The sequence below is a fragment of the Streptomyces flavusporus genome (assembly GCF_046267975.1).
In the GTDB taxonomy this organism is placed as follows: domain Bacteria; phylum Actinomycetota; class Actinomycetes; order Streptomycetales; family Streptomycetaceae; genus Streptomyces; species Streptomyces flavusporus.
Genome location: NZ_CP176503.1, coordinates 9412598 through 9433187 on the forward strand (window position 1 = coordinate 9412598; position 20590 = coordinate 9433187).

The 20590-nt window shown below is 71.3% G+C and carries 17 protein-coding genes; 6 read left to right on the plus strand and 11 right to left on the minus strand.

The window, feature by feature from the left end; translation table 11 throughout:
- Window positions 1-43: 43 nt before the first annotated feature.
- The 4 genes from ACKTSN_RS44400 to ACKTSN_RS44415 all read right to left on the minus strand — a co-directional run bounded on the left by ACKTSN_RS44400 (window position 44) and on the right by ACKTSN_RS44415 (window position 4360).
- Window positions 44-1081 carry a polyprenyl synthetase family protein gene (locus tag ACKTSN_RS44400; RefSeq protein ID WP_409474233.1) on the minus strand — a complete coding sequence of 346 codons (1038 nt, stop codon included), beginning with the start codon at window positions 1079-1081 and terminating at the stop codon, window positions 44-46.
- Window positions 1078-2130: a tetratricopeptide repeat protein gene (locus tag ACKTSN_RS44405; RefSeq protein ID WP_409474234.1), complete on the minus strand. Its 1053-nt coding sequence runs from the start codon at window positions 2128-2130 to the stop codon at window positions 1078-1080. The genes ACKTSN_RS44400 and ACKTSN_RS44405 overlap by 4 nt, the downstream gene beginning before the upstream one ends.
- 183 nt (window positions 2131-2313) lie before the next feature.
- Window positions 2314-2991, minus strand: coding sequence for an AIM24 family protein (locus ACKTSN_RS44410; RefSeq protein WP_409474235.1), 678 nt, complete (start codon window positions 2989-2991; stop codon window positions 2314-2316).
- Between the two features lie 64 nt (window positions 2992-3055).
- The gene (locus tag ACKTSN_RS44415; protein WP_409474236.1) at window positions 3056-4360 is read right to left on the minus strand and encodes a CAP domain-containing protein; all 1305 of its coding nucleotides are present in this window, start codon (window positions 4358-4360) and stop codon (window positions 3056-3058) included.
- A gap of 214 nt (window positions 4361-4574) precedes the next feature.
- Between ACKTSN_RS44415 and ACKTSN_RS44420 the strand changes: the two genes are divergently transcribed.
- From ACKTSN_RS44420 to ACKTSN_RS44435, 4 genes are all read left to right on the plus strand, one after another.
- Window positions 4575-5771: an ROK family protein gene (locus ACKTSN_RS44420; protein WP_409474237.1), complete on the plus strand. Its 1197-nt coding sequence runs from the start codon at window positions 4575-4577 to the stop codon at window positions 5769-5771.
- A gap of 24 nt (window positions 5772-5795) precedes the next feature.
- Window positions 5796-7604: an alpha-galactosidase D gene (locus ACKTSN_RS44425; RefSeq protein WP_409474238.1), complete on the plus strand. Its 1809-nt coding sequence runs from the start codon at window positions 5796-5798 to the stop codon at window positions 7602-7604.
- 62 nt (window positions 7605-7666) lie between these two features.
- On the plus strand, window positions 7667-10042 hold the full coding sequence (locus ACKTSN_RS44430) for a glycosyl hydrolase family 95 catalytic domain-containing protein (RefSeq protein ID WP_409474239.1): 2376 nt from the start codon (window positions 7667-7669) through the stop codon (window positions 10040-10042).
- On the plus strand, window positions 10039-11247 hold the full coding sequence (locus ACKTSN_RS44435) for an SGNH/GDSL hydrolase family protein (protein ID WP_409474240.1): 1209 nt from the start codon (window positions 10039-10041) through the stop codon (window positions 11245-11247). Before ACKTSN_RS44430 ends, ACKTSN_RS44435 begins: the two co-directional genes overlap by 4 nt.
- Before the next feature lie 27 nt (window positions 11248-11274).
- Here ACKTSN_RS44435 and ACKTSN_RS44440 read toward each other — a convergent pair whose 3' ends face one another.
- From ACKTSN_RS44440 to ACKTSN_RS44450, 3 genes are read right to left on the minus strand one after another with little or no spacing between them, the layout of a single operon-like run.
- Window positions 11275-11625 (minus strand): UBP-type zinc finger domain-containing protein, encoded by a 351-nt coding sequence (locus tag ACKTSN_RS44440; protein ID WP_409474241.1) that lies wholly within the window; start codon window positions 11623-11625, stop codon window positions 11275-11277.
- Window positions 11622-13082 carry an ATP-binding protein gene (locus ACKTSN_RS44445; protein ID WP_409474242.1) on the minus strand — a complete coding sequence of 487 codons (1461 nt, stop codon included), beginning with the start codon at window positions 13080-13082 and terminating at the stop codon, window positions 11622-11624. The genes ACKTSN_RS44440 and ACKTSN_RS44445 overlap by 4 nt, the downstream gene beginning before the upstream one ends.
- Complete coding sequence (locus tag ACKTSN_RS44450; RefSeq protein ID WP_409474243.1) at window positions 13079-14755, minus strand: FAD-dependent oxidoreductase; 1677 nt, start codon at window positions 14753-14755, stop codon at window positions 13079-13081. Before ACKTSN_RS44450 ends, ACKTSN_RS44445 begins: the two co-directional genes overlap by 4 nt.
- Window positions 14756-14978: 223 nt before the next feature.
- Between ACKTSN_RS44450 and ACKTSN_RS44455 the strand changes: the two genes are divergently transcribed.
- Window positions 14979-15848 carry a universal stress protein gene (locus tag ACKTSN_RS44455; protein ID WP_409474244.1) on the plus strand — a complete coding sequence of 290 codons (870 nt, stop codon included), beginning with the start codon at window positions 14979-14981 and terminating at the stop codon, window positions 15846-15848.
- Window position 15849: 1 nt separating this feature from the next.
- On the opposite strand, the gene ACKTSN_RS44460 is transcribed toward ACKTSN_RS44455, so the two are convergent.
- The 4 genes from ACKTSN_RS44460 to ACKTSN_RS44475 form a co-directional block, all read right to left on the minus strand.
- Complete coding sequence (locus ACKTSN_RS44460; protein ID WP_409474245.1) at window positions 15850-17085, minus strand: DUF4032 domain-containing protein; 1236 nt, start codon at window positions 17083-17085, stop codon at window positions 15850-15852.
- A gap of 41 nt (window positions 17086-17126) precedes the next feature.
- Window positions 17127-17873: an MBL fold metallo-hydrolase gene (locus tag ACKTSN_RS44465; RefSeq protein WP_409474246.1), complete on the minus strand. Its 747-nt coding sequence runs from the start codon at window positions 17871-17873 to the stop codon at window positions 17127-17129.
- A 50-nt stretch (window positions 17874-17923) separates the two neighbouring features.
- A complete protein-coding gene (locus tag ACKTSN_RS44470) occupies window positions 17924-19114 on the minus strand; it encodes an acyltransferase family protein (RefSeq protein ID WP_409475078.1) in 1191 nt (396 codons plus the stop codon).
- 101 nt (window positions 19115-19215) lie between these two features.
- A complete protein-coding gene (locus ACKTSN_RS44475; protein ID WP_409474247.1) occupies window positions 19216-19845 on the minus strand; it encodes an alpha-ketoglutarate-dependent dioxygenase AlkB family protein in 630 nt (209 codons plus the stop codon).
- A 115-nt stretch (window positions 19846-19960) separates the two neighbouring features.
- Here ACKTSN_RS44475 and ACKTSN_RS44480 point away from each other — a divergent pair, with 115 nt between their 5' ends.
- Window positions 19961-20587 carry a TetR/AcrR family transcriptional regulator gene (locus ACKTSN_RS44480; protein ID WP_409474248.1) on the plus strand — a complete coding sequence of 209 codons (627 nt, stop codon included), beginning with the start codon at window positions 19961-19963 and terminating at the stop codon, window positions 20585-20587.
- Window positions 20588-20590: the final 3 nt, after the last annotated feature.

A 20590-nucleotide genomic window follows, 5' to 3' on the forward strand; every position in this document is an offset into this window, starting at 1 on the left:
GGGGCCGCTGGTCAACATGGTTTCGGTGACCGGACGGCTCCGGCTACAGATCGCGCCGCACCAGGAAGTCCAGCAGCGCCCGCAGCTCGGCGACGGCCCGCGCCTGAAGCGGTACGCCCGTGAGGGCCGCGTCGGCTGCGGTGATGTGCCGGTGCGCCTCGGCCAGCGCCGTGGTACGGCCACCCGCCTCGTCGATCAACGCGGCCGCCTCGGCCGGCTCCCCGGCCGATTCCAGCAGCGCGGCGAGGCGGCCGGCGGCCGGATCGGGGGACTGCAGGGCGAGCAGCACCGGGAACGTCTTCTTGCGCTCCCGCAGGTCGGCGAGCACCGGCTTGCCGGTGACGGCGGGGTCGCCCCAGATGCCCAGCACGTCGTCCAGGATCTGGAAGGCGATGCCCAGCTGCCGTCCGGCGCGGTCGAGGGCGGCCACCGCGGCCGGTGGCGCGCCGCCGAGGAGGGCACCCAGGGCGAGTGCGCCGCCGAGCAGTGAGCCCGTCTTGTGCTCGGCCATCGCCCGGTACTCCGCGGGCCGCACGCGCCGCGGACCGCTCCAGGGCCGCTCGGCGAACAGCAGGTCGTCGGCCTGACCGCGGACCAGGTCGCCCAGCGCCCCGGACAGCAGACGCAGGGCGTCCGGGCCGGCCGGTGCCCCGGCGAGCGTCTCGACGGCCAGCGCGAACAGCGCGTCGCCCGTGAGGACCGCCGGGCCCGTGCCGTACGCCTTCCACACCGTGGGGCGGCGGCGCCGGGTCGTGTCGCCGTCCATGATGTCGTCGTGCAGCAGCGAGAAGGCGTGCACCAGCTCCACCGCGACCGCCGCGGGCACCCCGCACAGCCCGGGTGCGCCCGCGGCCTCGGCGCCGAGCACGGCCAGGGCCTGCCGGACCCCCTTGCCGCCCGGTGCGCCGACCGGAGTGCCGCCCACCTCGCACCAGCCGAAGGAGTACGCGGCCATCTCGCCCACCCACGGATGCATCCGCCCGACGGCCTCCTGCAGCGTCGGCCGCACCAACTCCCGGCAGCGGACGAGGACTTCGGGAGCCGAGGCGGGCGCCTGGACAGCCGTGTGCAGCGCCGTCACCGTACGGCCTCCAGCGCCCGGCGCGTGTCGAGACCGAGCTCCTCCTCGGCCCGGGCCACCATCTCCCGCGCATGCCGCAGCCCGATCCGCTCCAACGTCCGGGCCAGGTCGGCCAGTTCGGCCGCCGTCTCGGTGCGGTCGCGGCCCAGCCGGGCCAGGGACTTGGCCAGGCCCAGCCGGGCGAGCGCCTCCCCGCGCGGTTCGCTCATGGCGCGGAACTCGGCGAGTGCCTGCTCGTACAGGTTCCGGGCCTCGGTGTACCGCCCGGCGCGGTAGTGGACGTTGCCGCGCATCTTGTGGTTGTACGCCAGCGCACTCGTCAGGTTCATCGCGCGGCAGGTCGTCTCCGCCTCGGACAGCAGGGCCAGCGCCCGCTCCGTGTCACCGTCCCGCACGGAGACGACGTCGGCGAGCCCGCGCAGTGCCCAGGCGTGGCCGCGCCGGTCGTCGGCGCGCGCGGCGATCTGCGCCGCCTCCTCGAACAGGGCGTACGCCCGGTCGTAGGCACCGGAGTTGCGGTGCATCTGCGCGATGCCCTCCAGCGCCCACACGGTGTGCCGCGCCTCGCCGCGCCTGCGGGCCTCCGCCAGAAGCTGCTCGTGCAGCCTGCCGACGGCCTCGTAGTCGCCCTGGATGCGGCCGGTCTCGGCCAGGCCCGCCAGCGAGTAACCACGCACCACGATGTCGTCGCCCCGCTCACCGAGTTCGGCCGCGAGCCCCAGCAGCCGCCGGGCCAGGGCGAATGCGCCGCGCTGCCGGGCCAGGGTCCCGCCGCTCCACAGCGCCCAGGCCATCGCGGCGGTGTCCCCGGCGTCCCGGGCCGCGCGGTAACTCGCCTTCCACGCCCGGTCCGCGTCCCGCACCTGTCCCAGCCGTCGGTGCGCCTCGGCGACCGCGAGGCCGCAGCGGGCCACTTCGCCCGGCTGCCCGGCCCGTTCCGCGGCCCTCAACTGCTCGGTGCCGGTGGCCAGTACGTCGACCAGTGAGGAGTTCACGGACAGGGTGGTGAGTGCGCCCTGATACTCCGGGGCAACTGCCTTGCCGTACATGGATGCCCTTCGCCGTCACGGCTGTACACACCATCTCTACGCTGTGTGTATACATGGCATGTATAGCGCCTTGGAAAGAGGCCCTGGCCCCCCCGGGGAGGGCCAGGGCCTCACCTGCTGTGGATCAAGACGTCGGCGCGTGCGGCGAGGTTGCCCGTGAGGCGCAGATCACGTCAGTGGCGCTCAGTGCTGCTGCGCCTTGGGCGGTGTCGCTTCGCTCGGTCGCACCACGACGTACCCCTCGCCCTGCAGCATCAGCTGGACGGCCTCCCCGGAACCGCCGCGCAGCATCGAGCCGATGGACTGGGAACGGTGCAGCGAGGTCCGCAGCCCCGCGGACCAGCCGACCACCGCGTCCGTGTCGACGTACACCGGGTACTGCGCCGAGACCGGGATGACCAGCGGGTTGCCGTCACACACCAGCCCGAGCCTGCCGTGCCCCGTGAAGACGCTGTTGAACAGGCCGCCGCCGGTGATCCCCGCGCCCTTCACCGTGGCGATCCGGTACGCCAACGAGGCGTCGAAGCACAGGACGTTGCGGCCGTTGACGGTGAACTCGTCGCCGGGCTCGACCTCGACGATGAAGCAGTTCTGCGCCTCGTGCGCGAACCAGGCCTCGCCCTGTCCGCGCACCGCCATGAGGGGCAACCCCTCGCCGGTGACCGCGCGCTTGAGCATGCCGCCCACGCCCTGGCCCTTGCGCTCGAACGCGAGGTTGCCGCGGTAGGCGATCATCGCGCCCTGGCGGGCGAGCATCTCGCTGTCGACCGCGTATCTGATGCACTTGGCGTTCTCGACGGTCATGCCCGGCGCCGTGGCCGGCTGCACCATGTGCTCGCTGGAAAAGAGGTCACCCTTCATGGGGGCATCCTGTCCGGAGGATGTGGTTTCGCCAAGGTCGCGGACCGGTCGGGGTGGTGTGTCGTCATGCGCCGAAGAGCTGGGTCCAGTACGTCCCCGCGCGGCCGCCGCCGGCGAAGCCGATCCCGATGTGGGTGAAGCCGGGCTTGAGGATGTTGGCGCGATGGCCGGGGCTGTTCATCCAGCCGGTCACGACTTCGGCGGGGGAGCGCTGACCGCAGGCGATGTTCTCACCGATCGAGCGCCGGGTGGACCCCGCGGCGGCGGCCCGGTCCCAGGGTTGGCTCCCGTCGGGCGCGGTGTGGGAGTAGAAGTCCCGGGCCACCATGTCCGCGCTGTGCGCTTGTGCGGCCGTGGTCAGCACGGGGTCGACGGCCAGCGGCGGCAGACCGGCCCGGGTGCGTTCACGGTTGGTGAGCTCGACGACCTCGGCCGCCGTGCGGGTCAGATCGGCCGGGGTGAGGGGCCTGGCCCACAGGGCGGTCCAGTACGTGTCCCCGGAGCGGCCGCCGCGCACGTACGCCAGGCCGGTGTGGATGAAGGCCGGGTCGTGCAGCGTGCGGCTGGGTCCGTCCGTGCGCAGGCAGTAGTCCACGAACTCCGCCGGCGTGCGCGGTCCGGAGACGAGATGCTCGCCGACGGTGAGGTACGCGTACCCGGCGGCGGTGACGCGCTGGTGGACCGAGACGCCGTCCCGGCTCTCCACGCCGAGCCGTCCCGCCGCCGCCATGGCCGTGGCGTGTTCACGGGCCGCGGTGGTCAGGCGGGGGTCCGGGGAGACGGGCGGGGAACCCACGCGGGCGCGGGCGGAGTTGACCAGGCCGAGGAATCCGTCCGGGTCGGGGGCGCCGCGCGCCGGGAGGGAGGGTGGTGCAGGGTCGGACGGCGTGTCGTCCAGCACGTCGACACCGAAGTCGCGGGCCAGGCCCGCCAGTCCGTCGGAGTACCCCTGCCCGAGTGCTCGTAGCTTCCAGCCCGCACCGCGCCGGTATATCTCGGCGAGCAGCAGGACGGTCTCCTGGCCGGGGCGCGAAGGAGCGAACCGGGCCAGCGTGCGGCCGCCCGGATCCGTGACGTACAGCGTGGGGGTGGGCAGTCGGCCCAGCTCAGTGCCGGGGTCGGCGGGGCTGACGACCACGGTGACCCGGGTGGCCCCGGCGCGCAGTCGGGGCGGATCGACGGTGAGCGTGTCGCCGCGCAGCCGGGCTCCTGGGGCGGCCGGCTGGTTGTAGAAGACGAAGTCGCCGTCGCCCCGGACCTTGCCGCCGTCGTCCGTGATGAGCGCGGACACGTCGAAGGGACCGGGAACCCGCACGGTCAGGGCGCCGCCCGGAAGGGGCAGATTGCCCCCGGGGACCAACTCGCTCATGGTGCCGCCCTGTTGTAGGCCGAGGTCTGGTGGGGTTGCTCGGACAACGTCCATCGTTGAACGGCGGTTCCCGGCAGGCTGATCCCCTTCGATCATTCGATGGATCGCTGATATTTCCTTGCTTTCAAAGGCAAAATGCCCATATCGATCGACCTTCCGACGAGTTCTGCTTCTTTCATTGACAGCAGAAAATAAGACCCCTAGGTTCTCGGCCATGCGCTCGACCTCCCCCGCCGAGACGTTCCCGGCCGCCACGCCCGCCGCTTCGCAGATCTTCACCACCGTCCTGTCCCACGGCCCTCTCACCCGCTCGGAGATGGCCGAGAGGACGGGGCTGTCCGCGGCGGCGGTGACCAAGGCGGTCCGGCCGCTGATCGAGGCCGGATATCTGGTCGAGGACACGGACGAAGAGACCCGTCGCGCGCTCGGCCGGCCCGCGAACCCGGTGCGGGTGGAAGGCGGTCGGGCCCTGTTCATCGGCGTCAAGGTGACCGGTGACGAACTCATCGGCGTCCTCACGGACCTGTGCTGCCGCATCCGCGTCGCCCGGCATGTGCCGCTGCCCGACCGTGGCCCCGAGCCGGTACTGGCGGCGATCGCGGACCTGGTACGGGAACTGCTCACCGAGGCGGACGGCTTCGGGGTACCGGTCCTGGGCCTCGGCCTGGCCGTCTCCGGTGACGTCGACAGGGCCGCTGGGGCCGTCCGCTACTCGCCTTTCCTGGAGTGGCGGGACGTGCCGCTCGCCGAACTCGCCGCCATGACGACCGGGTTGCCGGTCACCGTCGACAACGACGTACGTGCCCTGACCGTCGCCGAGCAGTGGTTCGGGGCCGGAGTGGGGCTGTCGGACTTCGCCGTGGTGACCGTCGGCGCGGGCATCGGCTGCGGCCTGGTCGTGCACGGCCAGGTGGTCGCCGGCGCGCACGGTGTGGCCGGAGAGATCGGCCATGTGGCCGTCGACCCGGCAGGGCCGCCGTGCCACTGCGGCAACCGGGGCTGCGTGGAGGCGATCGCGGGGGACACGGCGATCCTCGCCGGGATCAGGGAGGCGACCGGCGTGCAGGTCGCCGACTCGGCGCAGGCACTGGCCCTCGCCCACCGCGGCGATGCCGGGGCACGCGCGGTGTACGCGCGCGCGGGGGAGGCGATCGGCCGCGGCATCGCCACGGTGGCCAACCTCCTCGGACCCGAGCTGGTGATCATCTCCGGTGAGGGGCTGGCCGCCTACGACCTGTTCGCCGAACAGATCCGCGACGCCTTCGCCGCGGCCGCGTTCGGCTCCGCCGCCCGGTGCGACGTACGGACCCGCCCGCTGCCCTTCGAGGAGTGGGCCCGCGGCGCCGCGGCCACCGCCATCCAGAGCTTCATCACCACGGACCGGAACCAGCCCTACCCCACCCGCAGCTGAACCGACCCCCAGGAGGCACGACCCATGCGGTCATCCTCGTACTCCGTCCTGCCCGAACGCGGTCTGAGAGCCGTGGTCGTCCTGGCCGTCACCGCGGCCCTCGCGACGGCCGCCCCGGCCGCGCACGCGACCCCGGACACCGACGCCGACCCGGCGCTCGCGGCCAAGCCCTACATGGGCTGGTCGAGTTGGAGCATGCAGTCGTCCAAGTACCCGGGACTCAACCCGGACGGCGACTACAGCTACCTGACCGAGGCGAACGTCCTGAAGCAGGCCGACGCCCTCGCCAAGAAGCTGAAGCCGTACGGCTACGAGTACGTCAACATCGACGCCGGTTGGTGGCGCGACCAGGCCTGGAAGCCCGAGTTCGACGAATACGGCCGTCAGAAGGCCGACCCGGACCGCTTCCCCAGGGGCATGAAGGCGGTCGCCGACGACATCCACGCCAAGGGTCTCAAGGCCGGCATCTACCTCCCCGTCGGTCTGGAGAAGGAGGCGTACGACGACGGCAAGACGCCGATCTGGAACGCCGAGGGCTGCACCACCGCCGACATCGTGTACGACGACCTGCGCACCACCAACGGCTGGGACAGCGCGTACAAGATCGACTTCTCCGATCCCTGCGCGCAGAAGTACATCGACTCCCAGGCACAGCTGTTCGCCGACTGGGGTTACGACTTCCTGAAGCTCGACGGCGTCGGCCCCGGCTCCTTCAAGAGCGGCGACCAGTACAACAACGTCGCCGACGTGGCCGCCTGGCAGAAGGCGATCGCCGCGACCGGACGTCCGATCCACCTGGAACTGTCCTGGTCCCTGGACATCGGACACGCCGAGGACTGGAAGAAGTACTCCAACGGCTGGCGCATCGACACCGACGTCGAGTGCTACTGCAACACCCTCGTCACCTGGGAGAACTCCGTCGACGACCGCTGGGACGACACGCCGGCCTGGACTCGGCACGCCGGCCCCGGCGGCTGGAACGACCTCGACACCCTCAACGTCGGCAACGGCGAGATGGACGGCCTCACCAAGGCCGAACGGCAGAGCTACGCCACCCTGTGGGCGATCGCCAAGTCCCCGCTGTACACCGGCGACGACCTCACCAAGCTGGACTCCTACGGCCTCTCCCTGCTGACCAACCGCGAGGTCATCGCGATCAACCAGGGCGACACCCCGCCCGCGAAGCCGGTCACCCCGTCCGACCCGCAGCAGGTGTGGGCGGCGAAGAACCCCAACGGCACGTACACGGTCGCACTGTTCAACCTGGCCGACTCCCCGGCCTCGGTGAGCGCGAACTGGGCCACCCTCGGCTTCACCGGCAAGGCCTCGGTGCGCGACCTGTGGAACAAGGAGAACCTCGGCACCTACACCAACAAGATCACTCAGGCGCTGCCCGCCCACGGCTCCCGCCTGTTCACCGTCACCCCGCGCGGCACCGCCCTGACCTCCACCGGCTACGAGGCCGAGGCCTCCGCCAACACCCTGAGCGGCAACGCCTCGGTCGCCGACTGCTCCGCCTGCTCCGACGGCCGCAAGGTCGGCAACCTCTACCTCGGCGGCAAGCTCACCCTCAACAACGTCGTCGTCGACAAGGCCGGCACCTACCAGATCAAGGTCGCCTACATCAGCGGCGATTCCCGCTCGGCCGACGTCTTTGCCAACGGCGGCGGCGCCACCCGTCACAAGTTCCCGTCCACCGGCGACTGGGGGACGGTGAACAGCGTCTACGTACCCGTGATGCTCAAGGCGGGCACCAACACGATCACCTTCGACAGCGGTTCGGGCTATGCGCCGGACATCGACCGGGTCGACGTACCGAAGTCCTCCTCCTGACCCTCCCCCGGGGGCCCGGCCCTGCGCCGGGCCCCCGCCCCCGACGTTTTCCGGAGCCGCACATGAACCCGCGCTCTCCCGACCCCAGCAGAAGAACCCTGCTCTCCCTCGCCACGACGGGCTCGCTCGCCGCCGCCCTCGGCGGCCTGCCCGCCTTCACCGCCTCCGCGGCCCCGCAGCGCCCGGCAACCTCGCCGCTCCTCACCGGTTCGGCCCGCAACGAACTGTGGTGGCAGGCCCCCGGCGACGAGGGCTCGCTGATCGAACAGGGCCTGCCGGTCGGCAACGGCCGCCTCGGCGCCCTCGCGAGCAACGACCCCGGCCGCGAACTGCTGCTCATCACCGACGCCACCATGTGGACCGGCGGCCTCAACGACACCCTGGACGCCGACGGCCAGTTCCCCTACGGCCGCGCCGACTTCGGCTCCTTCACCCTGCTCGCCGGACTGACGGTCGACATCCCCGACCACGACCTGTCCGCCGTCTCCGGCTACCGCCGTACCCTCGACCTCTCCCAGGGCCTGGTCACCAGCTCCTACGTCCGCTCCGGCGTCACCTACAGCCGGCAGATCTTCGCCAGCCGGCCCGACGACGTGATCGTCCTGCACTTCACGCAGAGCGGCGGCGGCCGGTACACCGGCTCCGTCACCCTCGGCGGCACGCACGGCGAGAAGCCTTCGCATGCCGAGTCGTTCGGGGCCTCCCTGGCCAACGGGCTGCGCTACGGCGCCGCCGTCAAGGCGTACGGCACCGGCGGCAAGGTCGCCGTGAACGGCACACGGATCGACTTCTCCGGGTGCAGGAATCTCACGGTGGTGGTCAGCGGCGGCACGAATTACGCGCCCGACGCGGCGGCGAACTACCGCAACCCCTCTCTCGACCCCGAGCAACTGGCCCGCACGAAAGTCCGCAACGCCGCCCGGCATTCGGCCGACACCCTGCTGCGCACGCACGTCGCCGACTACCGCGCCCTCTACGAGCAGCTCGGCCTCTCGCTCGGCACCTCCACGGCCGCCCAGCGCGAACTGGACACCTGGGAACGCCTCAAGGCCCGCGCCCGCGACGGCGCCCCCGACCCCGAACTCGAGGCCGCCTACCTCCAGTTCGGCCGCTACCTGATGATCTCCGGGTCGCGCGGCAGCCTGCCGCTGAACCTGCAGGGGCTGTGGCTCGACGGCAACGACCCGGACTGGATGGGCGACTACCACACGGACATCAACATCCAGATGAACTACTGGATGGCCGACCGCGCCGGCCTGTCCCAGTGCTTCGACGCGTTCACCGACTACTGCCTCGACCAGCTCCCGTCCTGGACCGACCTCACCCAGAGGCTGTTCAACGACCCGCGCAACCGCTACCGCAACTCCACGGGGAAGATCGCCGGCTGGACCGTCGCCATCTCCACCAACCCCCACGGCGGAAACGGGTGGTGGTGGCATCCCGCGGGCAACGCCTGGCTGAGCAACAGCCTCTACGAGCACTACGAGTACACCCAGTCGCGAGAGCATCTGACGAAGATCTACCCGCTCCTCAAGGGCGCCTGCGAGTTCTGGGAGGCTCGGCTGCTCACCACGACGCTCCCCGGCACCTCGACGGAGGTGCTCATCGCCGACAGCGACTGGTCGCCGGAGCACGGCCCGCTCGACGCCAAGGGCATCACCTATGCCCAGGAGCTGGTGTGGGCGCTGTTCGGCAACTTCTGCGCCGCGTCCGCCGAGTTGAAGAAGGACACCGGCTATGCCGACACGATCGCCGGCCTGCGCAGGAAGCTGTACCTGCCGCAGGTGAGCCCGAAGACGGGCTGGCTCGAGGAGTGGATGTCGCCGGACAACCTGGGCGAGACGACCCACCGGCACCTGTCCGGACTGGTCGGGCTGTTCCCCGGTGACCGCATCCGCCCCGACGGCTCCACCCCGAAGAACATCGTCGACGGCGCCACCGCCCAGCTCACCGCCCGCGGCATGGAGAGCTTCGGCTGGGCGAACGCCTGGCGCAGCCTGTGCTGGGCCCGTCTGAAGAACGCGGAGAACGCCTACCGGCTCATCGTCAACAACCTCCGCCCGTCGACCGGCGGCAGCAACGGCACCGCGTTCAACCTCTTCGACATCTACGAGGTGGAACAGGGCCGCGGCATCTTCCAGATCGACGCCAACTTCGGCACCCCGGCCGCCATGATCGAGATGCTCCTCTACTCCCGCCCCGGCCACCTGGAACTCCTCCCCGCCCTCCCCGACGCCTGGGCCGCGTCCGGGCACGTCACGGGCGTCGCCGCGCGCGGCGGCTTCGTCGTGGACCTCGACTGGCGGGACGGGAAACCGACCTCGGCCCGGATCCGCAGCGTCGGCGGCCGGACCACGACCGTGGCGTACGCGGGCGTCCACCGCACGGTCACGCTCGAACCCGGCGAGTCCGTCACGCTCCGGGACTTCGCCCGATGACCGCCCGGTTGGCCCGACCGGGCCGCCTGATCGCGGTCCTGGCCGTCGCCGTCGCCCTCCAGGGCACGCCGACGGTGGCGCAGGCGGCGACGACCCGGCATGACGTCATCACCTGGGGCGCCAGTGCGGACCGCATGGGCGACGGGACCCCCGACCGCAGCTACCGGCTCGTCGTACGCACCAGCGTCGGCGGCGACGACCTGCGCATCCGGCTCTCCAACGCCTTCGGGGACCGGCCGGTGACCTTCGACAGCGTCTACACCGGTGTGCGGCGGACGGGCGCCGAGCTGGTACCCGGCAGCAACCGGCGGCTGACCTTCGACGGCGCGCGCTCCGTCACCGTCCCCGCGGGCGCCACCGCCTACAGCGACCCGCTGCCCGGCCGGCTGCCCGCCGCGACGGACCTGGTGATCAGCCTGCACAGTCCGGACGCGGCGGGACCGGCGACCGGCCACTGGATGGCCATGCAGACGTCCTACGCGGCTCAGGGCGACCACACCGCCGAGGAGGGCGCCACCAACTGGACGGACACCGTCGGCTCCTGGTTCTACCTCGACGCCGTCACCGTCCGGACGAGCGCGTCGACCGGCGCGGTCGTCGCGCTCGGCGACTCCATCACGGACGGCTGGCAGTCCAGCACCGACCTGAACCGCCGCTGGCCCGACTACCTCGCCCGCCGGCTCCGGGCCGCGACCGGCACGACCGTCAAGGGCGTGGCCAACGAAGGGATCTCCGGCAACAAGGTCCTGGCCGACGGCGCCGGGCAGAGCGCCCTCAACCGGCTGGACCGCGACGTCCTGTCCCACCCTGGCGTCCGGACCGTGTTCCTCTTCGAGGGTGTCAACGACATCAAGGCCCACGCCGGCGTGACCGCCGAGGATCTCATCGCCGGCTACCGCGAGATCGTCGACCGGGCGCACGCGGCGGGCAAGTGTGTCGTCGGCGCCACCGTCGGGCCCTTCAAGGGCTGGTCCGAATGGGATCCGGCCGCCGAAGCCGTACGTCAGGAGGTCAACGCGTTCATCCGGAACAGCGGGGAGTTCGACGCGGTCACCGACTTCGACCGCATCCTGCGCAACCCCTACGACCCCGAGCGCATCCTTCCGTTCTTCGACAACGGCGACCACCTGCACCCCAACGACAAGGGGATGCAGGCGCTCGCCGACGCCGTCGACATCGAGAGCCTGGACTGCGCGTCCGGGTAGTTCACGGACGGCCGTCGGATGCCCCACTCAGCGCAGCGTCCTCGCCCAGTCCGCCGGAACCCGCCCCGCCGGACCCGGCGTCGGCTGGTCCAGGGGGTGGCTCTCCGGCGGGGCCAGGTCGGGGCCGGACTCGTACATCTCCTTCGTCGCGAAGTTCCAGAACCACTCCTCGCCCGGCTCGAAGCTCCGCATCACGGGGTGCCCGGTGGCCTCGTAGTGCGCGGTGGCGTGCTTGGCGGGGGAGGAGTCGCAGCAGCCGATGTGGCCGCACTGGGCACAGCGCCGCAGGTGGAACCACCACCCGCCGACCTCGTCGCACTCCGCGCAGCCCGTGCCGCTGGGCGGGACGGTCGGGTCGATTCCGGTGTCACTGGTCATGCCGACTCCTCGGTGGCTGTTTCGTCGTCCGTGGCGGTGAGCGGAAGGAGCACCTGGAAACGCGTGTCGCCCGGCACCGAATCGACCTGGAGGCTGCCGTGGTGCTTGTTGACGACAATCCGCCAGGAGATGTCCAGGCCGAGCCCGGTGCCCTCGCCCACCGGCTTGGTGGTGAAGAAGGGGTCGAAGATACGGTTCCGGATCTCCGGCGGCACCCCGGGCCCCGTGTCGCGGAACTCCACCAGCATCCGGTCGCGGTCGAGCGCCGTTCGCACCGTCAAGGTCCCGTCGCCGCCCGCGCTGTTGATGGCGGAGACCGCGTTGTCGATCAGGTTGGTCCACACCTGGTTGAGCTCCGCCGGGTACGCCGGGATCTTCGGCAGCGTACGGTCGTACTCCTTGACGACCTTGATCTGGGGGCCGATCTTGCCCGCCAGCATCAGCAGCGTGCTGTCGAGGAGTTCGTGCACGTCGGCGTTCTGATAGGGCGCGCGGTCGAGCTGGGAGTACTGCTTGGCGGCGTCGACGAGATGCGAGATACGGGTCGTGGAGTCCGCGATCTCGTCCATCAACAGCTCGGTCTCCACGGTGTAGTTGAGCCACCCGATCGCGCTCGGCAGGATCTCCTCGTCGACGGCGGCCGCGACCTGGTCCAGCCAGTCCACGTCGAGACCGGCCTGCACGAAGGTCGGCGCGATCCGCCAGCCCTCCGGGATGTCATGGTCGTCGAGCCAGTCGGAGACGGCGTCCTCCCGGTCGGAGGCCTCCAGCGGGCTCAACGCGGGCGCCTTGGCGACCCGTTCGGCGGTGCGATCCTGGATCTCGATGAGCTCCGCCAGGGTCTCGGGGGAGTAGGAGCCCTGGGCGATGATCGCGAGCTTTTGCCGCATCTTCGCCACCCGCTCCCGCAGCGTGGCGGTCGCCCGTACGGCCGCCGCCGCCGGGTTGTTGAGCTCGTGCGTGAGACCGGCGGACAACGAGCCGAGCGCCAGTAGCCGTTCGCGCTGGTGGATGGCCGACTGCGTGTTCTTCTGGCCGAAGAAGAGGCCTTCCAGCAGATGCATGGCCATCGGGAACCACTCGCGGATCACGGCCGCGAAGGTCTCGGCGGGCAGCACGAAGAACCGCGTCGGCTCCGTGACCCGCATCGAGCTGTTGTACACCTGCCGCACCCGGTCCCCGAGATAGGCCTGCCAGGCCCCGGAGTACACCCCGCGCTGGGAGGTCCGGTTGACCTCCACGTCGTCGCCGCCGACCCGCCGGGACAGCACGACAGTGCCCTCGATCATGACGTAGAAGCAGGTCGCGGGATCACCCTCGGCGTACACGGGCCCGGGCTCGAACTTCTCCACCCGCCCCTCGCTGCACAGTCTGCCGAGCTGCTCGGGGGTGAGCTTCTCGAAGAGGAACAGCGAGCTGATCTCCGCGGGATTGCACGGCATCAACTGCCCGCTCATGACTGCTCCAGATAGCGGTGGACGAGCATCACGGCCATGGCTCCCTCTCCGACGGCGGACGCGACGCGCTTGGCGGACTCGGCCCGTGCGTCGCCCGCCACGAACACGCCGGGAATGTTGGTCTCCAGGTGGTACGGCGGCCGGTCCAGCTCCCAGTCCGCGGGCGGCCGCCCGTCCGGCGTGAGGTCGGGGCCGGCCAGGATGAACCCGCGTTCGTCGCGCAGCACCGTGCCGTCCAGCCAGTCGGTCAGCGGGGCCGCGCCGATGAACACGAACAGCCACTGCGCGTCGACGAGTTCGGTCTGCCCGGTCGCCACGTCGCGCAGCGTCAGCTGCTCCAGGTGGTCGGAGCCGTGCGCGGCCTCGACGACGGTGCCGCAGCGCACCGAGATGTTCGGCGCCTCCTCGATCTGCTGGACCAGGTAGTACGACATCGACGCCGACAGCGACTCCCCGCGCACCAGGAGGGTCACCGACTTGGCGCCCCGGGCCAGGTACATCGCCGCCTGCCCCGCGGAGTTGGCGCCGCCCACGATGTACACGTCGTGGCCCTGGCAGGAGGCGGCCTCGGTCAGCGCCGATCCGTAGAACACCCCGCAGCCGCTCAGCTCGTCCACGCCCGGCGCGGGAAGCTCCCGGTAGGACACGCCGGTCGCCAGGATCACGCTGTGCGCGGCGATCGCCGAGCCGTCGGAGAACCGTATGACCCGCGCGGCGCCGTTGACCTCCAGCCCGGTCACCTCACGCGCGGTGAGGATCTCGGCGCCGAACTTCGCCGCCTGCCGCCGGGCCCGGTCGGTGAGCTGCGCGCCCGACACGCCGTCGGGGAAGCCGAGGTAGTTCTCGATGCGTGAGCTCTGCCCGGCCTGCCCGCCGGTCGCCGACCGCTCCACGAGCACCGTCCGCAGCCCTTCCGAGGCCCCGTACACGGCCGCGCCGAGACCGGCCGGGCCGCCGCCGATGACGACCAGGTCGTAGAAGTCGGCCGTCGGTGTCGTCGCCAGCCCCACCCGGGCGGCGAGCTCGGGTGCCTCGGGCGCGACCAGCGGAGTGCCGTCCGGGGTGATCACCAGCGGCAGCCGCTGCCCGTCCGCACCGGCGGCGGCCAGCAGCCGCCGGCCCTCGGGCTCGTCGGCCGAGTACCAGCGGTACGGCACCTGGTTGCGGGCCAGGAACTCCCGGACGTCCGACGAGCGCGCCGACCAGCGGTGCCCGACGACCTTCGTGCTGGGCACGGGCCGGTAGTCGCTGCAGCGCCACGCCTGGATCAGGTCGTCCAGTACCGGGTACAGCTTCTCCTCGGGCGGATCCCACGGCTTGAGCAGGTAGTAGTCGACATCCACGACGTTGATCGCGTCGATCGCCGCGTTCGTGTCCGCGTACGCGGTCAGCAGCACCCGCCGGGCGCCCGGATACACGTCCAGGGCCTGTTCGAGGAACTCGATGCCGTTCATCTGCGGCATGCGGTAGTCGGCCAGGATCACGGCCACCAGGTCGCCGCGCAGCTTCAGCTCCCGCAGCGCCTCGAGCGCGGACTCGCCGGACTCCGCGCGCACGATCCGGTACGACTCGCCGTAGCGCCGCCTCAGGTCCCGGGCGACGGCACGGGAGACCCCCGGGTCGTCGTCCACGGTCATGATGACGGTCCGCGCTGTGTCGGCGGCCTGTGCCATACGTCTCCCACTCCGAGCGGTCAGAATCAGGGCACGGCGTCCCCTTCGCCACCGTGCCGGCCCCGCCCATCGTATGTTCGATCGTCCTGCTTCGCTCTGCTGTGCCGGGGGCAGGCCGCTCGTCAGCGCTGCTTGCTCCCCTGCGAGGCTCATGTCGGCAGCGTGGGGAACGTAGGGAACACTGAGACCCGACGATGTGATCACGACACGAGGAGGCAGCCGCATGACGCGCCCGATCACGGCAGGGGTCGACGGATCGGAGGAGAGCCTCGCGGCGCTGGCCTGGGCCGGACGCGAGGCCGTCCGCCGCGGGCTGGCGCTGCGCGTGGTGCACGCCTGGCGGTACGAGCCGCACGCGGCAGTGGAGGGGGACCGGGACACCCAGGCCCAGTGGGTGCGCGACACCGTGGCCGGCGCCGTCCGGACCGTCACCGAGCGGCACCCCGGCCTGGACGTGTCCGCCGACGTCCTGGAGGGCGACGCCGTCGACACGCTGGTCGCCGCGGCGGCCGAGGCCGAACTGCTGGTGCTCGGCTCGCGCGGCCAAAGCCGGGTCGTCGGCTTCCTGCTGGGCTCCGTCGGCCAGCAGGTGATCGCCGCGACCACCCGCCCGGTGGTACTGGTGAGGTCCGGGGACCGGCCCGCGGCCGAGGTGGACGGCCGTGAGGTCGTCGTCGGTCAGGAGGGCGGCCCGGAGGACAGCGCCGCCGCGCTGGGGTTCGCGTTCGAGACGGCCGCGGCTCGCGGGGCGACCGTCCGCGCGGTGCGGGCCTGGACGCTGCCGCCCATGTTCGCCTACAGCCCCGGCTCGCTGCACCTGCTCGACGAGGCCGGCGGCCCCGTGCCGTTCGAGAAGAAGGCGCTGGCCGAGGCGGTGCAGCCGTGGCGGGACCGGTTCCCGGACGTTCCGGTGGTCGAGCACGTGGAGATGGGCAGCGCCGGTCAGGTGCTGCTGTCGATGGCCGGGCGGGCCCAGCTGATGGTCGTCGGCCGCCGTGCCCGCCGTACCGCCGTCGGTGCCCGGATCGGCTCGGTCGCCCACGGCGTCCTGCACCACGCGGACTGCCCGGTGGCCGTGGTCCCGCCCGCCTGAGTCACTCCGACGCGGCGGTCCGCATCGTCTGCCGTGCGTGGGGGAGGATGTTCCTGACGTAGTCCTCGACGGCCGTATCGAGGCCGATGTCGTGCTGGGCCCGCTCGGACAGGTACCAGCGGTGCTCGAGCAGCTGATGGTAGATCTCGGCCGGGTCCATGCCGCCGCGCAGCTCCGGTGGCACCGCACGCACGGTGGGCCGGAACACCTCGCGCACCCAGCGGTGGGCGAGCACCTCCGGGCGGGCCGCAAGGGGGTCTCCCGGCGCGTAGTCGTCCTGGGTGGCCATCCAGCTCTCCAGGTCGTTCAGCAGGCGGCGGGCCTGGTTCTCCTCGGTGTCCAGGCCGGTCAGCCGCAGCAGCTGCCGCTGGTGGTGGCCCGCGTCGACGACCTTCGGGACGAAGGTGACCGTGTCGCCGTTCGAGGAGTGCTCGATCTGCATCTCGGCCACGTCGAAACCGAGGTCGTTGAGGCGGCGTATCCGGCGCTCTATGTAGTGGTACTTGCCCGCCGGGTAGACGGAGGTGCGGGTCAGTTCCTTCCACAGGTCGTCGTAGCGGGCGCAGATCTCGGTGCCGAACTCGACCGGGTCGACGGAGGGGTGCAGCGCCCCCGACGCCTCCAGGTCGAGCAGTTCGCCGCTGATGTTGACGCGGGCGAGATCCAGGTCGTAGTCGCGTTGCCCGGAGCTCAGCCGCGGGTGCAGTTCGCCGGTCTCGGCGTCGACCAGATACGCGGCGTACGCGCCGGCGTCCCGCCGGAACAGCGTGTTCGACAGCGAGCAGTCGCCCCAGGCGAACCCGGCCAGGTGCAGCCGCACCAGCAGCACCGCCAGCGCGTCCATCAGCCGGTGCATGGTCGCCGGGCGCATGGTCGTCTCGAACATCGAGCGGTACGGCAGCGAGCCGTTCAGGTGCCGGGTGATCAGCACCGACTCCAGCGGGCCGCCGTCCGCGTCGCTGCGGCCGGTGACCACGGCCAGCGGGTCCACCGCGGGGATACCGAGGCGGTCCAGGTCGCGCAGCAGCTCGTACTCGCGCAGGGCGGGGCGCTCGGCGAGCTCCTTGACGGCGACCACCTCGCTGCCGGCCCTGGCGTACCGCACGATGTGGCGGGAGATACCGCGCGGCAGCGGGACCAGGACCTCCTCCGGCCACTCCTCCAGCGGCAGGTGCCACGGCAGCTCCAGCAGGAGCGCGGGATGCTCCGGATTCGTAGCGCTGATCTGCAGTGCCATGGGCCGTTCGTCCTCGCCTCGCCGGTGATCGTCACCTCACCTTAAAGTGCGCGCTCCCGGGCCTGAAGAGCAGCTTCCCGGACCGAGCCCCGGTGCACGGGTCCGTGCCCGGGCAGCAGCAGATCGCCCTCGAGCCCTTTGAGCACGTCCAGCGAGGCCACGGCGGAAGCCCTCTCGTGGTGGAACATGTCGGGCAGCAGCTGCGGTCCCTTGATCCGCGAGGTGGGATGTCCGCTGACCAGGGCGTCGCCCGCGATCAACACACCGGCGTCCGGCAGATGGTAGGCGCAGTGCCCGTCGGTGTGGCCGGGCGTGTGCACCGGGACGGGCCGGCCGGGCAGGTCGAGGGTGCCCGCCGACGGAAACGGCTCGGGGGAGATGACCGGTACGTGTGCGGTGCCGCCGGAGCGGATCGCGTGTAGCGCCCAGGGCAGGACACCCGGCCGCCAGGCGTTCTTCAGGACGGTCCCGACGGACACCTGGTGCAGGAACTCCCGCCGTGCGTGCGGCACTTCGGCCTCGTGGAGGTATATGGGCGTGCCGTACGTGGTGCGCAGGTACTCGGCGTTGCCCAGGTGGTCGGTGTGCGCGTGCGTGATCAGTACGGCGCGTACGGCCTCCGGCGAACTCCCCACCTCGGCAAGCGAGGCGAGGAGCTTCGCCCGGTCCCCGGGGTAGCCGGTGTCGATCAGCGTGACCGCGTCCCCCTCGGTCAGGATTACCCAGTTGGTGTTGCTGCCGTGCACCAGATAGGTGCCGTCCGCGACTTGCTGCACAGCTGACTGCATGATCGTCCCGAGTTCGTGAGGTCCGTACGCGACGGACACAGCAAAGCAGATCAGGAAGGGGGCCTTGCGACCGGGGCGGTACGCATCCCGAACAGGAACCGGGTCACCCGTGTCCGGCGTACCACGAGCTCATACACGAGGAGGATCACCGCCAGCGAACCGGCGACGATCACCGCGTACTCGATGACGATCGGCGCGGACCAGCCCACCACGCCGTATGCCAGGGCAACCACGACCGGCTGGTGGAGCACATACAGCGGCAGGGCGGCGAGGCCGAGATAAATCATTCCGCGCGACGGCTGCCGGACCTCGCGCGGCCGGTCCAGCAGCCCGAGGATCGCCACGACCCAGCACCAGCCCGCCGCACCGAACACCCCACGGGTCACCAGCGCGAACGGGCTCCACTCGGTGAACGGGTCATCCAGGGAGACGAACCCGGGCGCGGTCCCCGCGAACAGGACGAGCCCGACCACGCCCACCGGCACCGCGCGTCGGCGCAGCGCGGCGCGGACGCGTCCGTCGTCGGCGAGGGCGTAACCGAAGAGGAAGAACACCAGGTAGGCCCAGCGGTTCCAGCCCGCGAAGCCCTCCTCCATGCCCAGGAACGCGTTGATCGCGGCGAGCGGCAGGGCGGGCAGGAGGAGCAGGGCCGGACGCCGCTCCACCGTCTGCCCTACACGCTCCGACCGGGCCGCGAGCGGTGCCGCGACCGGGGCGAGGAGCAGGCTGAAGACGAGGAGGAGTACGACAAACCACAAATGGCCGGTCTCGAAGTGCTCCCCTTCGAGGACGAACGGGAAGTCGGCCGCGTCCAGGCGGACGGTGAGGAAGCGGGGCCAGAAACGCCAGTACGACTCGTCGTAGCCGGGGTCGGCGGCCCGCAGCCGCAGCCACTGGGGGAGCGGCACGAGGACGAGCGTCGCGAAGACCAGCGGAACACCCAGGCGCACCAGGCGTTCACGGGTGAAACGGGCGGGCCCGCGGCGGCGGATCGAGTACCGCGAGCCGAGCCCGGCGACGATGAACAGCATGGGCATCGCCCATACGACCCCGAAGCCGGCGAGCACGGTGATGGCGCCGGTCGTCTCCGCGTTCTTCACGTAGAAGTCGTCGTCCGGCGAGAAGACCAGGGCGGAGTGGAAGAAGACCAGGCCGAGGACGACGAAGACCCGCAGCGCGTCCAACTCGCCGCGCCGGGGAGCGGTGGCCGGTGCCTGCGTCTGCGCGCTCACGCCGACCAGTGTGGGGGCACGGCAGGGCTTCGCCCAGAGGAAGGGCTGCCTCCGGCACCGTCCACCGGAGGCAGCCCCCGCGCGCACCCGAAGCGGCCGCCTCTGAAGTCTCAGTGCACGCCGTGCGGGCGGAACTGGATGCTGATGCGCGGTCCCGTGGCGCGTGTGGTCTTCGGTATGGAGTGCTCCCAGGTCCGCTGGCAGGAGCCGCCCATGACGATGAGGTCGCCGTGCCCCAGCGGTCGGCGCAACGTCTCGCCGCCGCCCCGCATCGGGCGCAGCAGCAGATCCCGGGGCGCACCCACGGAGAGGATGGCGACCATCGTGTCCTCGCGCGCGCCCCGCCCGATCCGGTCCCCGTGCCAGGCGACACTGTCCCGGCCGTCGCGGTAGTAGCACAGCCCGGCCGTGGTGAACGGCTCGCCCAGTTCCTCGGCGTAGTGCGCGGACAGCGCGTCACGCGCCTCCGCGAGGACGGGGTGGGGGAGGACGTCGTCCGCGCCGTAGAAGGCGAGCAGTCGAGGTACGTCGACCACGTGGTCGTACATCGTGCGCCGCTCCGCACGCCACGGCACCTCCGCGGCCAGCTGTTCGAACAGGACGTCGGCCCCGCTGAGCCAGCCGGGGAGGACGTCGATCCAGGCGCCGTGGGCGAGCCGGGTACGGCGGATCCCGGCGAGCGACCCGAGCCGCAGCTCGTCGGTCTGGTCGAACAGGGAGCCCTGGAGGTGCCTGGTCATGGTTCCAGCGTATCTCCAGAATCGAAAATATGTTCCCATTAAATTCTCGACCCGCCCGCCTCTTTGGATACATTCGTGTATCGGATACATTCACGTATCGAATGGAGGTCGGGGCATGGCGGTGGAGGGTACGACCAGGCGTGTCACCAAGCGCCGGGTCCGCACGCGCGCCAATCTCCTCGACGCCGCGTTCGCGGTGTTCGCCGCCAAGGGATTCGGCCGGGTCTCCATCGAGGAGGTCTGCGAGGCCGCCGGCTACAGCAGGGGCGCCTTCTACTCCAACTTCGGCAGCCTGGACGAGCTGTTCTTCGCCCTCTACCAGCAGCGGGCGGACCTGATCGCGGAGCAGGTCTCCGGGGCACTCGCCGTCGACGGGCCGGATCTGGACGTGCCCGCCGCCGTGGACCGGGTGACCGAAGTGCTGCTCCTGGACCGCGACTGGCTGCTGGTGAAGACGGACTTCCTGGTCCACGCCGCCCGGGACCCGGCCGTCGCACAGACCTTGCTCGAACACCGGGCGCGCCTGCGCGGGGCGATCGCCGACCGGCTCGCCCGGGCGCAGGGGCACACCCCACTGCCCGCCGTGCTCGGCGACAGCGACGGCGCCGCACACGCCGTGGTCGCGGCGTACGACGGAGTCACCACCCAACTGCTGTTGGACAAGGACGTCGAGCACGCTCGCGCGTGGCTCAAGCAACTGCTCACCGCGCTGCTCACCGACGGCAGCGACACCACCGTATGAGGA

What these genes read in the sequence shown, in the direction of transcription:
- ACKTSN_RS44405 (WP_409474234.1), bottom strand. Translation starts at nt 2,130, where the DNA reads ATGTACGGCAAGGCAGTTGCCCCGGAGTATCAGGGCGCACTCACCACC.
- ACKTSN_RS44410 (WP_409474235.1), bottom strand. Translation starts at nt 2,991, where the DNA reads ATGAAGGGTGACCTCTTTTCCAGCGAGCACATGGTGCAGCCGGCCACG.
- ACKTSN_RS44415 (WP_409474236.1), bottom strand. Translation starts at nt 4,360, where the DNA reads ATGAGCGAGTTGGTCCCCGGGGGCAATCTGCCCCTTCCGGGCGGCGCC.
- ACKTSN_RS44420 (WP_409474237.1), top strand. Translation starts at nt 4,575, where the DNA reads ATGCGCTCGACCTCCCCCGCCGAGACGTTCCCGGCCGCCACGCCCGCC.
- ACKTSN_RS44425 (WP_409474238.1), top strand. Translation starts at nt 5,796, where the DNA reads ATGCGGTCATCCTCGTACTCCGTCCTGCCCGAACGCGGTCTGAGAGCC.
- ACKTSN_RS44430 (WP_409474239.1), top strand. Translation starts at nt 7,667, where the DNA reads ATGAACCCGCGCTCTCCCGACCCCAGCAGAAGAACCCTGCTCTCCCTC.
- ACKTSN_RS44435 (WP_409474240.1), top strand. Translation starts at nt 10,039, where the DNA reads ATGACCGCCCGGTTGGCCCGACCGGGCCGCCTGATCGCGGTCCTGGCC.
- ACKTSN_RS44440 (WP_409474241.1), bottom strand. Translation starts at nt 11,625, where the DNA reads ATGACCAGTGACACCGGAATCGACCCGACCGTCCCGCCCAGCGGCACG.
- ACKTSN_RS44445 (WP_409474242.1), bottom strand. Translation starts at nt 13,082, where the DNA reads ATGAGCGGGCAGTTGATGCCGTGCAATCCCGCGGAGATCAGCTCGCTG.
- ACKTSN_RS44450 (WP_409474243.1), bottom strand. Translation starts at nt 14,755, where the DNA reads ATGGCACAGGCCGCCGACACAGCGCGGACCGTCATCATGACCGTGGAC.
- ACKTSN_RS44455 (WP_409474244.1), top strand. Translation starts at nt 14,979, where the DNA reads ATGACGCGCCCGATCACGGCAGGGGTCGACGGATCGGAGGAGAGCCTC.
- ACKTSN_RS44460 (WP_409474245.1), bottom strand. Translation starts at nt 17,085, where the DNA reads ATGGCACTGCAGATCAGCGCTACGAATCCGGAGCATCCCGCGCTCCTG.
- ACKTSN_RS44465 (WP_409474246.1), bottom strand. Translation starts at nt 17,873, where the DNA reads ATGCAGTCAGCTGTGCAGCAAGTCGCGGACGGCACCTATCTGGTGCAC.
- ACKTSN_RS44475 (WP_409474247.1), bottom strand. Translation starts at nt 19,845, where the DNA reads ATGACCAGGCACCTCCAGGGCTCCCTGTTCGACCAGACCGACGAGCTG.
- ACKTSN_RS44480 (WP_409474248.1), top strand. Translation starts at nt 19,961, where the DNA reads ATGGCGGTGGAGGGTACGACCAGGCGTGTCACCAAGCGCCGGGTCCGC.